Raw genomic sequence first — 12,439 nt, 5'->3', positions numbered from 1 at the left:
AGGTGCGACAGAGCTGCCCGGGGGCCGAGCGGCCGGGGATCGCGCATCGGCCGAAAACCGCCCCTTGGCGGGGCGTCGCTGAGCAGAGACGTTGGCCGGCGCACACGGGAGCCCTGCCGTCCGATGGGACCGGCAGGGCTCTTGTGACCGTACGCGTGTCAGACGCTCCGCTCCGAGGTAGCCAGCCCGACGAACCCCGCCCACGCGTCACGTGACACCGTGAGGACGGGCCCGGCGGCGGCCTTGGAGTCCCGGACGCTCACGACTGCCGTACCGGCCGCCACCTCTACACAATCGCCGCCTTCGGCTCCGCTGTAGCTGCTCTTGAACCAGGCGAAGCCGGACGCGGCGGTCGAGGACTCAGCGTTGTTCATAGCGATCCCAGCAACCCTTCGATGAGCGTCAGGGACTCTCGCGAAGTGAGAGTCTGCGATCGGATGATCCCATAGCGGGCGGCGGCAAGAGCCGTCTGTTCTGGGTCGGTTTGGAGGGCGCTGGTCCCCTGGGCCTCGACGTACGCGAACTTTTTGCCGTCCTTGCGGGTGACGACGGTGAACGGACCGTCCACGCCTGCGTTCTCCGCGCAGTCGAGTGGCATCACCTGAATCTCGACGTTCGGCTTTTGGCCGAAGAGGAGAAGCTGCTCCAACTGTCCACGCAGCACGTCCTTTCCGCCATACGGACGCCGCAACACTGACTCGTCCATCACAAAGCTCAACAACGGCGCAGGCCAGCGGTCGAAGATGTCCTGCCGGGCCAGTCGTGCCGCCACCCGTTGCTCGATGGTCTCCGGATCCAAGACCGGGCGCCGCATCCCCAGCAGTGCCCTCATGTACTCCTCCGTCTGGAGCAGCCCTTTGACGACGAGCGTGTCGTAGGCGAGCAGCTCAATGGCTTCCTTCTCCAAGGCCGCCATGCCCTGGAAGAACACCGGATACTGAGCCCGCTCCACCTCCTCCTTCCACACGCACAGCAGCCCGCCCGCCCCCAGCACCTCGTCCGCCCGCTCGATCGTCCTCGGCGACGGAATCCTCCGTCCCTGCTCGAACGACGCGACCGTGGCCGCCGAGTACCCGATGCGGCTCCCGAACTCCGCCCGGTCCAGCCCCTCCCGCAGCCGCAGCGTCTTCAGGGTCTGCCCGAACGCGGCGACCACGCCCCTGCCGCCGCCGTCCTCGGGACGGCACGCGCCGCCCCCGCCGTCGTCGCTCTCCCACCCGTCCCCGACACTCACGACCGTTCCGCCGTCGCCGCCGCCCGCGAGGGCTTCCGCGTCCGTACGCTTCGTCATGCACCACCGCCTTCTCCGGCTCAACGCGCCCGCCGGGGACGCCGTCACGCCGCACGCCTCGTACGCGCGCCGACACCTCGCGTACAGCGGGCCGCGTCGGTGCGTCACCACTGGTCACGCTACGCGACCAACGGGACCGTGGTCGGCATGACGCACAACACCGCCGGCCTCACCGGCCCCGGCCGACTCGCCACCCCCATCGCTCACTTGGCCAAGACCCCACCCGAACTCGCGTCGGCCGGCCGCACCTTTCAGATGCGGTTCACCTCCACCCCGCGCGGAGCCCGTCTCGCCAGGCGTCTCACCGCCGTCCGCCTGGACGCCTGGGGCGTCGCGTACGACACCGACGACCACGACGCGGTCGCGCTGATCGTCGCCGAACTGACGGCGAACGCCGTGCTGCACGGCAACGTCCCCGGCCGGGACTTCCACCTCCGGCTCCACCTGCGCACCGGGCCCGGTTCCGCCACCGTCCGGGTCGAGGTCACCGACACCCGGGGCGAACGGGTCCCGCGCCGGCCGGGCGACCCCGGGCCCGCGGTCCCCGCCGTCGACGAAACCGGCCGGGGCCTCCTCCTGGTCGCAGCGCTCGCCGCCCACTGGGGCTGGCATCCGCGACCGGACGGTCCGGGCAAGACGGTCTGGGCGGAGCACGAGGTTCAGGCCGCACTTGATGCACATCTCAACCGGCTGGCCGACGAAGCCGAGTCCGAAGGGCTGGAGGGGGCGGTCTCGCGGGAGGAGATGGCCGCCATGCTCCGCGCCGGGCAGGACTGACCGTATGGGGTACGTCACGCGCTTCACGCCGCACGCACAGCGGGCCCTGATCAATCACCGCGACGTCTGCCCTCAGGATTCCTGACGTGTCGTCGTACCAACCCGGTGGCCCGGGCATCCCCGAGGAGCGAACGACGCGGGCCGAACAGGTCCGTATCGGCCTGCGCGAGTGGAACGGTTACGACCCGAGCGAGAGCGATCTGGTGGCTCTCGACGCAGAGCTGGACCGGCGGCTGCGGGAGGCCGGCGCGAGGTGACCGCAGCGGTGGAGGGCTAGGCCTCCACCAGCTGCCCGGGCCGGGGACTCCCGTGTCAGCGCCGGGCCGGCGGAAAATGAGCTGAGCCGAGAGCTGCCAGCCGATAGGTTCCCTGGTGTTCGAAGAGGGGGAACGCGACATGGCGAAGCTGAACCAGATCATCGCTGTCGAGAAGGGTGTCAAGAGCAAGTCGCTCCAGGACATCAACGCCGCGCACGCCAAGGTGCAGAAGCCCGCGCTGCTGGCCGGGATCTCGCGGACGTACCAGCCGAAGGACGAGGAGGGCGAGCAGCTGCCGCCCGAGTCGACGCGGGTGCAGGTGCAGGGGGAGGACGTGCTGCGGGAGATGGCCGCCTCGCTGACCCGGCTGTTCGACGTGACCGCCACCAAGGACTGGGCGAACTGCACGGCCCGGGCGGACGTCACCGTCGACGGGCGGACCGTCGTCGCCGACGTGCCGGTCAGCTATCTCCTCTTCCTGGAGAAGCAGCTCACCGATCTGCACACCTTCGTCAAGAAGCTGCCCACCCTCGACGCCGCCGAGTCCTGGTCCCACGACCCGTCCACGGACTGGTGGAAGACCGACCCGGTGCGGACCATCCGTACGAAGAAGGTGCCGCGCAACCACGTCAAGGCGGAGGCGACCGACAAGCACCCGGCGCAGGTCGAGGTGTACTACGAGGACGTGCCCATCGGGTACTGGACGACCGTGAAGTTCTCCGGGGCGCTCCCCGCGCGGCGGGTCAACGAGCTCGCCGAGCGGGTCGAGAAGCTCCAGCAGGCGGTCAAGTTCGCCCGCGAGGAGGCCAACGGCGCCGAGGTCACCGACCAGCGGGTCGGGGACGCGGTGTTCGGCTACCTGTTCGGCTGACGCCGACCGAAGATAGCCATCATGATCGCCCCCGCGTGCGAGCGCGGGGGTGCGCTACGGGGCGCGGGCCGGATTGAGGACCGGTTCGTGCCAGGAGCGCAAGCTGAAACTGAAGTTCAGCCTGAAAGCGCGGCTCGCCGAGACGGCGGCCGCGGTCAATCTCAGACTCTCGCTCCAGTCTCAGCATCGCCGCCGATCGCCGGATCGACCGGGGACGGACGAACGCCGTCGGATGCGAGTTCGACTCTCGCCTGCGCCTCTTTCCTGGCGCGGTAGTTCAAAGGAAGAACACGACGGCATGATGACTGATCCGTCCTCTTAAACGCCGCCGGCGTGCGCACGTGGGTGGCATCCCCAGGGGCCCGGGAGCTGGATACGACTCCCGGGCTCCGCCACGTCATGTCCAGGCCGCGGCCAGGAGGACCGGGTAGAGCACGCTCAGCGATCCCGTGGTCAGGCCGACGCCGCACCGCACACGGTGGAGCCCCCGGCCGAGCCCGAGCACCGCGAAGGTGACGGCCAGGCTGCCGAGGAGCAGCGGGAGCGCGATGCCGAGGAGCCCGGCGAACACGGCGGCGACCAGGGCGGCCGTGCCGAGGACGAGAGAGACCGGGCCGTAGAGGGTCGCGGGGCTGTCTTCGGATGCGGATGAGGATGCGGTGGCCATGGTGGCTCCTCGCTCGAGGTGGTCGGCTCGTCGGCGTGCGGGTGACGGACCCCCGCACCCGCCATCGTGACACGTCGGAGCAGATATTTGAACACGTTCAAAAGCTGTGTAGGGTGAGGCCCGACGAAGGGCGGGGCTGATGAAGATCGTGATTCCCGGGGGCACCGGGCAGGTGGGAAGCGTCCTCAAGCGTGCGCTGAGCGCTGCCGGGCACCAGGTCGTGGTGCTGACCCGGCGGCCGGCGGGACCGGGGGAGGTGTACTGGGACGGCCGGACCCCGGGGGAGTGGGCCGGCGAGATCGACGGCAGCGACGTCGTGATCAACCTCGCCGGGCGCAGCGTGAGCTGCCGGTACACGCCCGCCAACCTCCGCGCCATGATGGACTCGCGGGTGCTGTCCACCCGCGTCGTCGGCGAGGCGATCGGCGCGGCGGTGCGCCCGCCGCGGGTCTGGCTCCAGATGAGCACCGCCACCGTCTACGCCCACCGCTTCGACGCGCCCCACGACGAGGCCACCGGCGTCATCGGCGGCACGGAGCCCGACGTGCCGGGCTACTGGTCCCGCAGCGTCGAGATCGCCAGGTGCTGGGAGCGGGAGCAGGAAGAGGCCGACACCCCCCACACCCGCAAGGTGGCCATGCGCTCCGCCATGGTGATGAGCCCCGACCGGGGCGGAGTCTTCGACGTCCTGTCGTGGATGACCCGGCTCGGTCTGGGCGGGCCCGTCGCGGGCGGCGGGCAGTACGTGTCGTGGATCCACGACCACGACTTCGTCCGCGCCGTCGAGTTCCTGATCGGCCGGGGGGATCTGACCGGCCCGGTGAACCTCGCGACCCCCGAGCCCCTGCCGCAGCGGGAGTTCATGCGCGGCCTGCGCAGGGCGTGGCGTGTGCCGGTAGGGCTTCCGGCGACGCGGTGGATGGCCGAGGTGGGCGCGTTCGCGCTCCGCTCGGACACCGAACTGCTGCTCAAGAGCCGGCGGGTGGTCCCCGGACGGCTGCTCGACGCGGGCTTCGGCTTCACCCACCCGGCGTGGCCGGACGCGGCCCGCGACCTGGTGCGGCGTCGACGGGACGGAGGGAAGGACGCCCCACGTACTATCCTGTAGTACATGGAGACGACCGCGCGTGACTTCAACCAGAACGCCTCGAAGATCCTCGCCGCGGCCGAGCGCGGAGAGCGGATCACGGTGACTAAGAACGGACGGCCGGTCGCCATACTGTCGCCGGTCACCGAGGAACCCGTACCCGATCACCCCACGGACCCGATGGGCGATGACGACGACATCCCCGTCTTCCGCAGTGGCTCCAGGATCGACTGGTCCCAGGGGCGCGGCTCCTACCTGGAAGGGTTCGGCGCATGACCGTGCTCGTCGCCGACACCTCGGGCCTGTTCTCCCTGTTCGACGCGGACGATCCCGAACACGGGGCCTGCCGCAAGGCCGTCGCGGCAGCATCCCACCTGGTGGTGACGCCGCTGGTCCTCGCGGAACTCGACTACCTGTTGAGCACACGTGTGGGGCCCGAAGCCGCACACGCGGCACTCAGTCATGTCCGCGACCGTGCCGCCGTGCGCAGGTACGCCGTCCCGGAGATCGAACCGCACCTGTCGACGGCCCTGGTCACCATGCGCAGGTACCCGCAGATCGGCCTCACGGACACGATGAACGTGGTGATGGCGGCCGAGTATCACACCGACGCCATCCTCACCCTGGACCGTCGGCACTTCCGCATGGTGCGCCCCCTGACCGGGCACGCCGCGTTCCGGCTGTGGCCCGACGACCAGTGACGCCGGGTGGCGTGCGGACAGGGTCCCGGGGTCGCGTCGGGTGCCCGTGCCGCTGAGGACCGGCCGCCAGGCGGCTTGCCTTAGCGCGCGCTCGAACTCGTAACGTCCCGGCCATGGAGATCACGCGCACACTGGGGCGCAGCGGTATCGAGGTCAGCGCCCTCGGGTTCGGCTGCTGGGCGATCGGCGGGGAGTGGCAGGGGCCGGACGGGCAGCCGCTGGGGTGGGGAAGGTCGACGACGAGGAATCGGTGCGGGCCGTCCGGCGCGCGCTCGACCTGGGCGTCACCTTCTTCGACACCGCCGACGTCTACGGGACGGGCCACAGCGAGCACATCCTCGGCCGGGCCCTCGGCCGGCGCCGGGACGAGGTCGTCGTCGCCACCAAGTGGGGCAACGTCTTCGACCCGGACACCCGCACCCTCACCGGCAGCGACGACTCGCCGGAACACCTGCGCCGCGCCCTGACCGCCTCACTGCGCCGGCTCGGCACCGGCCACATCGACCTCTACCAACTGCACATCGCCGACGCCGACCCCGAGCGGGCGGCCCGGCTGCGCGACACCTGCGAGGACCTGGTCGCGGAGGGACTGATCCGGGCGTACGCCTGGAGCACCGACGACCCGCAGCGCGCCGCCGTGTTCGCCGAGGGGCCGCACTGCGCCGCCGTACAGCACGCGCTCAACGTGCTCGACGACGCCCCCGCGATGCTCCGGCTGTGCGAGGAGGAGGACCTCGCCTCCGTGAACCGCAGCCCGCTCGCCATGGGCCTGCTCACCGGGAAGCAGGCGGGCCGGGCGCCGCTCCAGGAGGGGGACATCCGCAGCAGACCGCCGGTCTGGCTGCGGGGGTTCGGCGCGGGGACGGGCGCCGACCCGGAGTGGCTCGCGCGCGTCGAGGCGCTGCGGGAGGTCCTCACCAGCGACGGGCGCACCCTCGCCCAGGGCGCCCTCGCCTGGCTCTGGGCGCGCAGCCCGCGCACCGTGCCGATCCCCGGTTTCCGGTCGGTCGCCCAGGCCGAGGAGAACGCGGCGGCGCTGGAGAAGGGCCCGCTCGACGAGGAGCAGATGGCCGAGGCGGGGCGCGTCCTGGCCGGCGGGTAGCCGCCGGGGCGGACGTCTTGCGCGGCAGCCGTTCCACCCACCGGTGCGTACCCGCGCTCGCGCGGGGCCACCCCCTCCGGCGGTGTGGAACGACTGCCGCCTCCCCCTGGACATGGCCTGCGGAAGACGCCCACTCCACATGTGAAGCTTTGGTGTGGGCGAGTTGAGCATAAGTCCGCCACCGGCCACAAGGGGGCGGACCTCGATATTCCGTATGTGGAGGCTCGTCATGCCGCGGGCCGGTCCCGCACCCGGCGCCCCCGGAACTCATGCGACCGTCATCCGAATGCTGTGTACGCGTCAATGAATGGTCGTCCCGGCGCACTCCAATTCCCCTCGCATCCACATGCCAGGGGAGGAACGCATGACGACACCCGAGCTCCGCCGGACCCCGCACCACCCCGAACTCCGCGCCGTCGCACGGCACATCGGCCGCCGCCGCTTCCTGACCGTGACCGGCGCCGCCGCCGCGCTCGCCTTCGCGGTCAACGTGCCCGGCGCGGGCACCGCGGCCGCCGCCGAACTCGACCCCGCCCGGATCACCGACGACCCCTTCACGCTCGGCGTCGCCTCCGGCGACCCGCACCCCGACTCCGTGCTCCTGTGGACCCGCCTGGCGCCCGTCCCGTACCAGGCCGACGGGGGACTGCCCGCGCGGCGCGTCACCGTGGACTGGGAGATCGCCCTCGACGAACGGTTCCGCCGCGTCGTCAGACGGGGCAAGGCCACCGCCCACCCCGAGTTCCACCACACCGTGCACGTCGAGGCGGGCCCCCTCGCCCCCGGCCAGGTCTACCACTACCGCTTCCGCGCGGGCCGCTTCGTCAGCCCGGCAGGCCGCACCCGCACCGCGCCCGCCACCCGCTCCCGGGCCGCCGGGCTCACCTTCGGCGTGGTCTCCTGCCAGCGCTACGACCAGGGCTACTGGACCGCGTACCGGCACCTCGCCGAGGAGGACCTGGACGTCGTTCTCCACCTCGGCGACTACCTCTACGAGTACGCCGTCAACGACGTCGCCGGCGCCCGCGCCTACCCGGCCGGCACCCTGCCCGAGGTGTTCCGGCGGGAGACCGTGACGCTGGAGGACTACCGGCTGCGCTACGCCCTCTACAAGACGGACCCCGACCTGCGGGCCGCGCACGCCGCGCACCCCTTCGTCGTCACCTGGGACGACCACGAGACCGAGAACAACTACTCCGGCGACACCCCGGAGAACAGCGTCCCGCCCGAGGAGTTCCTGCTGCGCCGGGCCGCCGCCTACCGCGCCTACTGGGAGAACATGCCGCTCCGCCGGCCCCAGCTCCCCGCCGGCCCCGACCTGAAGCTCTACCGCCGCCTGCACTGGGGCCGGCTGGCCCAGTTCGACGTCCTCGACACCCGCCAGTACCGCTCCGACCAGGCCTACGGCGACGGCTGGCAGTACCCGGGCCCCGGGTCCGAGGACCCCTCGCGCACCCTCACCGGCGACGCCCAGGAACGCTGGCTGCTCGGCGGCTGGCGCCGCTCGGACGCCCTGTGGAACATCGTGCCCCAACAGGTCACGTTCTCCCAGCGGTTCAACTCGACCACGGCACCGTCCAAGGTCTCCATGGACTCCTGGGACGGCTACCCGGCCTCCCGCGAGCGGGTCCTGGCCGGCGCGCAGGCCGCCGGTGTCGACAACCTCATGGTCCTCACCGGCGACGTGCACGTCCACTACGGCTTCGACATCAAACGCGACTTCTCCGACCCGGACTCCAGGACCGTGGGCACGGAGATCGTCACCACCTCCGTCTCCAGCGGCGGCAACGGCTCCGCGAAACCGGCCAACTGGGAGACGTACATGGCCGCCAACCCGCACCTGCGGTTCTACAGCGGGCTGCGCGGCTACACGACCGTCTCCCTCGGCCGTGAGCTGGCGCGCGCCGACTTCAAGACGGTCTCCCACGTCACCACGCAGGGCGCGCCGCTCACGACCGCCGCCTCCTTCGTGACCGAGGCGGGGCAGCCCGGACTCAAGCCGGCGTGACCTCCCGGACCCCGGGGGCGGCCTGAGCGGTCTCCTGCGGGTAGCGGACGCCGACGCGTTCCCGGATCGCGTCGAGCGTCCGCATCACGGCGAGGGTGCCGTCCAGCGGGACCAGCGGCGACTCCGTCTCACCCGCCCGCAGCGCCCGCATCACCTCGGCCGCCTCGTGCCGGAGGCTGCCCCGGGGACCGTCGGCCGGGTCGGCCGTGAACTCCTCCGGGTCACTGCCGTTGCGGTGCAGCGTGAACCGCTCCGGGAAGAAGAAGCCGGACGCGATGTCGATCCGGCCCTTCGAACCGGTCACCGACGCGGAGGTCGCCGTAGCGCCCACGAGGGAACAGTGCACCGAGGCGAGGGCGCCGCCCTCCCAGGACAGCAGGGCTCCCGTCTGGAGATCGACCCCCTCCTCCGACAGCACCGCCCGCGCCGCGACGTCCGACGGCTCACCGAGCAGCAACTGCGCGAACGACACCGGGTACACCCCCAGGTCCAGCAGCGCGCCCCCGCCCAGCGCCGGGTCCAGCAGCCGGTGCCCGGCAGGGAAGGGCCCCTCCAGACCGAAGTCCGCCTGCACGTGCCGCACCTCACCGATCGCCCCGTCGTCGACCAGCGCCTTCAGCCGCCGCACCATGGGATGGCAGTACATCCACATGGCCTCCATCAGGAAGCGCCCGTTGCCGCGCGCCAGCGCGACCAGCTCCTCCGCCTCCCGCGCGTTCAGCGTGAACGGCTTCTCGCACAGCACGTTCCGCCCGGACTCCAGCATCAGCCCGGCCGCCGCGCGGTGCGCCGAGTGCGGAGTGGCGACGTAGACGACGTCGAGCTCCTCGTCCCGCGCCAGCGACTCCCAGTCGCCGTACGCCCGCGGTATCCCGAACCGCTCCGCGAACGTCTTCGCCGACTCCGCCGACCGCGACGCCACCGCCACGACCTCCGCGTCCGGCATGCCCACCAGATCCGCCGCGAACCTCGCGGCCATGCCGCCGGTCGCCAGGATTCCCCAGCGCGTCCTCTGCTCCGTCATTCGTTCGTCCCACCCTGTTCGTGTTGCGTCGACGCATGGTCGCCGGACCGTCGTGGAAGCGCTCCCATGACATCGTCGTCGACGCCGAGCACTCCCCACGAGCTGAGAGCATAGGGAGCCGATGGCATGAAAAGGGAGGGGTCACATGCCCGAGGGTGGGGCGTCCATACCGAACGCGGCGGCGAATCCGGCGGAAGGCGGGGCACCGGACACTGCACCGGCGGCGGCCGGGGGAGGCGGGGCGACCGCCACGCCGCACCACCGCGGCACCACCGCGGCCCGCCGCACCAGTCTGCTGGTCACCCTGCTCCTCGGGGGCCTGACCGCCACACCCCCGCTCGCGATGGACATGTACCTCCCCGCCCTCCCGGAGGTCACCCGGTCCCTGCACGCGCCCGCCGCCACGATCCAGCTCACCCTCACCGCCTGCCTGGCCGGCATGGCGTTCGGACAGCTGGTCGTCGGCCCGATGAGCGACCGCTGGGGCCGCCGCCGCCCGCTGCTCATCGGCCTCGCCGTCTACGTCGTCGCCACCGCGCTGTGCGCCTTCGCCCCGACCGTCGAACTCCTCATCGCCTGCCGCCTGGCCCAGGGCCTCGCGGGCGCGGCCGGCATCGTCATCGCGCGGGCGGTCGCCCGTGACCTGTACGACGGCGTGGCCATGGCCCGCTTCTTCTCCACGCTGATGCTCATCTCCGGAGTCGCGCCGATCGTGGCGCCGCTGATCGGCGGTCAGGTCCTGCGGATCACGGACTGGCGGGGTGTGTTCGTCGTCCTCACCGTCCTCGGGCTGCTCCTGACCGCGGTCGTGTGGGCGAAGCTGCCGGAGACGCTGCCTCCGGCCGAGCGGCACGGCGGAGGTGTCGGCGAGGCCCTCGGCTCGATGCGCCGGCTCCTCGCCGACCGCGCCTTCACCGGCTACACGCTCGTCGGCGGATTCGCCTTCGCCTCCCTCTTCGCCTACGTCGCCGCGTCCCCGTTCGTCATACAGGAGATCTACGGCGCCTCACCGCAGACGTTCAGCCTGCTGTTCGGGCTCAACTCCATCGGCCTGATGATCATGGGGCAGGTCAACGGGAGGATCCTGGTCGGCCGGGTCCGGCTGGACACGGTGCTCGGAGTCGGGCTCACCGTCGTGGTCGTCGCCGCGGTCGCCCTGCTGCTGATGTCGACGGGTGTGTTCGGCGAGACCGGGCTGGTGCCGGTGGCCACCGCGCTGTTCGTGCTGATGTCCGCGATGGGCATCACCCTGCCCAACACCCAGACGCTCGCCCTGATACGCACCCGGCACGCGGCCGGCTCCGCGTCCGCCCTGCTCGGTACGACGTCCTTCCTCGTCGCCGCGATCGCCTCCCCACTGGTGGGGATCGCGGGCGAGGACACCGCCGTCCCGATGGCCGTCGTCCAACTGGTCGCCGCCCTGGTGGCGCTGGGCTGCTTCCTGGGTATGTGCCGCCCGTGGAACGGACGCGCGGGCGAGAAGGGCGGGGGCGTCTGAGCGCGCCACGACTGCGCCCCGGCACACCGGAACGGGCCGGCCTCGACGCCGGGGAACTCCGGCACCTGATCCGGGCGGTCCACGCCCGCACCGGCGGCGAGAGGCCCTGGGCGGCCGGCGCCGTCGTGGTCGTCGGGCGCGGCCCGGTGCTCGCGGTGGAGGAGGCGGCGGGCTGGGCCGTGCGCTACGCGGCGTACGACGAGGAGACGGACACCCCGGTCGAACTGCCGCCGGAGTGGCGCGTCCCGATGACCGTGCACACGCCGTTCGACCTGGCGTCCCTCACCAAGCTGTTCACCTCGGTGGCCGCCGTCCAGCAGATCGAGCGGGGCACGCTCGGCATCGACGCCCGCGTCGGCGCGTACCTCCCGGACTTCACCGCGGCGGTGCGGTACGGCATCACCGTGCGCCAACTGCTCACCCACACCTCCGGACTGCGGCCCGAACTCCCCCTGTACGACTGCGCCGACGACGCGGAACGGCTGGCGAGGCTCCGCGCGGAGCCGCCGGTCGGCGTCCCCGGCACGTACTGCTACTCCGACCTGAACATGCTGCTCCTCCAGCACGTCCTGGAGCGCCTCACCCGGCGCACGCTCGACACCCTGGTCCGCGACGGCATCACCCGCCCGCTCGGCATGACCGCGACCGCCTTCGGACCGTGCCCGGACGCGGCGGCGACCGAGGACCAGCGGCGGCCGTGGGCCAAGGCGGACCGGGGGATGCTGCGGGGCGAGGTGCACGACGAGAACGCCTGGGCGCTGGGCGGCGTCGCCGGGCACGCCGGCCTCTTCTCCACCGGCCGCGACCTGGCGGTCTTCTGCCGCACCCTGCTCGCGGGCGGCTCCTACGGCCCTGCCCGCATACTCGGCCCCGATTTCGTGGACCTGCTCCTCACCCCGCCGGGCCTGGGCTTCGCCGTCGACCAGCCGTGGTTCATGGGCGGACTGTCCGGCCGGGGCGCCGCCGGCCACACCGGCTTCACCGGCACGTCTTTGACCCTCGACCGCGCCACCGACACCTACGTCGTCCTCCTCGCCAACACCGTCCACCCCCGCCGCCCCCGCTCCCCGGACAGCAGACCGAGGGCGGAGGCGGCGACCCGCGTGGCACGTGCGGTACGGGGGATCTGAACGGGCCACCCCGCCACACAGCGGTA

General features: G+C 72.0%; 13 protein-coding genes and 1 pseudogene. 10 read left to right on the top strand and 4 right to left on the bottom strand.

The features are described 5' to 3' along the window. Positions 1-158 precede the first annotated feature (158 nt). A complete protein-coding gene (locus ACZ6A9_RS06885; RefSeq protein ID WP_468979759.1) occupies positions 159-374 on the bottom strand; it encodes a DUF397 domain-containing protein in 216 nt (71 codons plus the stop codon). Then, entirely contained in the window at positions 371-1,291 is a 921-nt protein-coding gene (locus tag ACZ6A9_RS06880) for a helix-turn-helix domain-containing protein (protein WP_468979754.1), read from the bottom strand. The genes ACZ6A9_RS06885 and ACZ6A9_RS06880 overlap by 4 nt, the downstream gene beginning before the upstream one ends. A gap of 147 nt (positions 1,292-1,438) precedes the next feature. On the opposite strand from ACZ6A9_RS06880, the gene ACZ6A9_RS06875 reads away from it, so the two are divergent. The 3 genes from ACZ6A9_RS06875 to ACZ6A9_RS06865 all read left to right on the top strand — a co-directional run bounded on the left by ACZ6A9_RS06875 (position 1,439) and on the right by ACZ6A9_RS06865 (position 3,196). Further along, positions 1,439-2,068 carry an ATP-binding protein gene (locus tag ACZ6A9_RS06875; protein ID WP_468979751.1) on the top strand — a complete coding sequence of 210 codons (630 nt, stop codon included), beginning with the start codon at positions 1,439-1,441 and terminating at the stop codon, positions 2,066-2,068. Positions 2,069-2,154: 86 nt separating this feature from the next. Further along, complete coding sequence (locus tag ACZ6A9_RS06870) at positions 2,155-2,325, top strand: hypothetical protein (RefSeq protein ID WP_468979749.1); 171 nt, start codon at positions 2,155-2,157, stop codon at positions 2,323-2,325. Between the two features lie 139 nt (positions 2,326-2,464). After that, the gene (locus ACZ6A9_RS06865) at positions 2,465-3,196 is read left to right on the top strand and encodes a DUF7873 family protein (RefSeq protein WP_149549652.1); all 732 of its coding nucleotides are present in this window, start codon (positions 2,465-2,467) and stop codon (positions 3,194-3,196) included. 397 nt (positions 3,197-3,593) lie between these two features. On the opposite strand, the gene ACZ6A9_RS06860 is transcribed toward ACZ6A9_RS06865, so the two are convergent. After that, positions 3,594-3,863 carry a hypothetical protein gene (locus ACZ6A9_RS06860; protein WP_468979746.1) on the bottom strand — a complete coding sequence of 90 codons (270 nt, stop codon included), beginning with the start codon at positions 3,861-3,863 and terminating at the stop codon, positions 3,594-3,596. Positions 3,864-4,002: 139 nt separating this feature from the next. Between ACZ6A9_RS06860 and ACZ6A9_RS06855 the strand changes: the two genes are divergently transcribed. The 5 genes and pseudogenes from ACZ6A9_RS06855 to ACZ6A9_RS06835 all read left to right on the top strand — a co-directional run bounded on the left by ACZ6A9_RS06855 (position 4,003) and on the right by ACZ6A9_RS06835 (position 8,761). Beyond that, a complete protein-coding gene (locus ACZ6A9_RS06855) occupies positions 4,003-4,971 on the top strand; it encodes a DUF1731 domain-containing protein (protein ID WP_468979744.1) in 969 nt (322 codons plus the stop codon). 3 nt (positions 4,972-4,974) lie between these two features. Then, the gene (locus ACZ6A9_RS06850) at positions 4,975-5,226 is read left to right on the top strand and encodes a type II toxin-antitoxin system Phd/YefM family antitoxin (protein WP_399985602.1); all 252 of its coding nucleotides are present in this window, start codon (positions 4,975-4,977) and stop codon (positions 5,224-5,226) included. After that, entirely contained in the window at positions 5,223-5,651 is a 429-nt protein-coding gene (locus ACZ6A9_RS06845; RefSeq protein ID WP_468979735.1) for a PIN domain-containing protein, read from the top strand. The genes ACZ6A9_RS06850 and ACZ6A9_RS06845 overlap by 4 nt, the downstream gene beginning before the upstream one ends. A gap of 113 nt (positions 5,652-5,764) precedes the next feature. After that, positions 5,765-6,753 (top strand): annotated as a pseudogene (locus ACZ6A9_RS06840) (aldo/keto reductase). A gap of 364 nt (positions 6,754-7,117) precedes the next feature. Further along, positions 7,118-8,761 carry an alkaline phosphatase D family protein gene (locus ACZ6A9_RS06835; protein ID WP_468979732.1) on the top strand — a complete coding sequence of 548 codons (1,644 nt, stop codon included), beginning with the start codon at positions 7,118-7,120 and terminating at the stop codon, positions 8,759-8,761. Here the strand turns inward: ACZ6A9_RS06835 and ACZ6A9_RS06830 are convergent. Next, positions 8,748-9,785, bottom strand: coding sequence for a Gfo/Idh/MocA family protein (locus tag ACZ6A9_RS06830; protein ID WP_468979726.1), 1,038 nt, complete (start codon positions 9,783-9,785; stop codon positions 8,748-8,750). The genes ACZ6A9_RS06835 and ACZ6A9_RS06830 overlap by 14 nt on opposite strands. A 145-nt stretch (positions 9,786-9,930) precedes the next feature. Here ACZ6A9_RS06830 and ACZ6A9_RS06825 point away from each other — a divergent pair, with 145 nt between their 5' ends. Continuing rightward, positions 9,931-11,283, top strand: a complete 1,353-nt coding sequence (locus ACZ6A9_RS06825; protein WP_468979721.1) for a multidrug effflux MFS transporter — start codon at positions 9,931-9,933, stop codon at positions 11,281-11,283. Further along, positions 11,244-12,413, top strand: a complete 1,170-nt coding sequence (locus tag ACZ6A9_RS06820) for a serine hydrolase domain-containing protein (protein WP_468979717.1) — start codon at positions 11,244-11,246, stop codon at positions 12,411-12,413. Before ACZ6A9_RS06825 ends, ACZ6A9_RS06820 begins: the two co-directional genes overlap by 40 nt. Positions 12,414-12,439: the final 26 nt, after the last annotated feature.

The organism is Streptomyces sp. NPDC041124, from assembly GCF_055592385.1.
This window is presented reverse-complemented; position numbering and strand designations above follow the sequence as displayed.

Excerpts from the sequence above, each read along its gene's own strand:
- ACZ6A9_RS06885 (WP_468979759.1), bottom strand. The coding sequence starts at position 374 with ATGAACAACGCTGAGTCCTCGACCGCCGCGTCCGGCTTCGCCTGGTTC.
- ACZ6A9_RS06880 (WP_468979754.1), bottom strand. The coding sequence starts at position 1,291 with ATGACGAAGCGTACGGACGCGGAAGCCCTCGCGGGCGGCGGCGACGGC.
- ACZ6A9_RS06875 (WP_468979751.1), top strand. The coding sequence starts at position 1,439 with ATGACGCACAACACCGCCGGCCTCACCGGCCCCGGCCGACTCGCCACC.
- ACZ6A9_RS06865 (WP_149549652.1), top strand. The coding sequence starts at position 2,465 with ATGGCGAAGCTGAACCAGATCATCGCTGTCGAGAAGGGTGTCAAGAGC.
- ACZ6A9_RS06860 (WP_468979746.1), bottom strand. The coding sequence starts at position 3,863 with ATGGCCACCGCATCCTCATCCGCATCCGAAGACAGCCCCGCGACCCTC.
- ACZ6A9_RS06855 (WP_468979744.1), top strand. The coding sequence starts at position 4,003 with ATGAAGATCGTGATTCCCGGGGGCACCGGGCAGGTGGGAAGCGTCCTC.
- ACZ6A9_RS06850 (WP_399985602.1), top strand. The coding sequence starts at position 4,975 with ATGGAGACGACCGCGCGTGACTTCAACCAGAACGCCTCGAAGATCCTC.
- ACZ6A9_RS06845 (WP_468979735.1), top strand. The coding sequence starts at position 5,223 with ATGACCGTGCTCGTCGCCGACACCTCGGGCCTGTTCTCCCTGTTCGAC.
- ACZ6A9_RS06835 (WP_468979732.1), top strand. The coding sequence starts at position 7,118 with ATGACGACACCCGAGCTCCGCCGGACCCCGCACCACCCCGAACTCCGC.
- ACZ6A9_RS06830 (WP_468979726.1), bottom strand. The coding sequence starts at position 9,785 with ATGACGGAGCAGAGGACGCGCTGGGGAATCCTGGCGACCGGCGGCATG.
- ACZ6A9_RS06825 (WP_468979721.1), top strand. The coding sequence starts at position 9,931 with ATGCCCGAGGGTGGGGCGTCCATACCGAACGCGGCGGCGAATCCGGCG.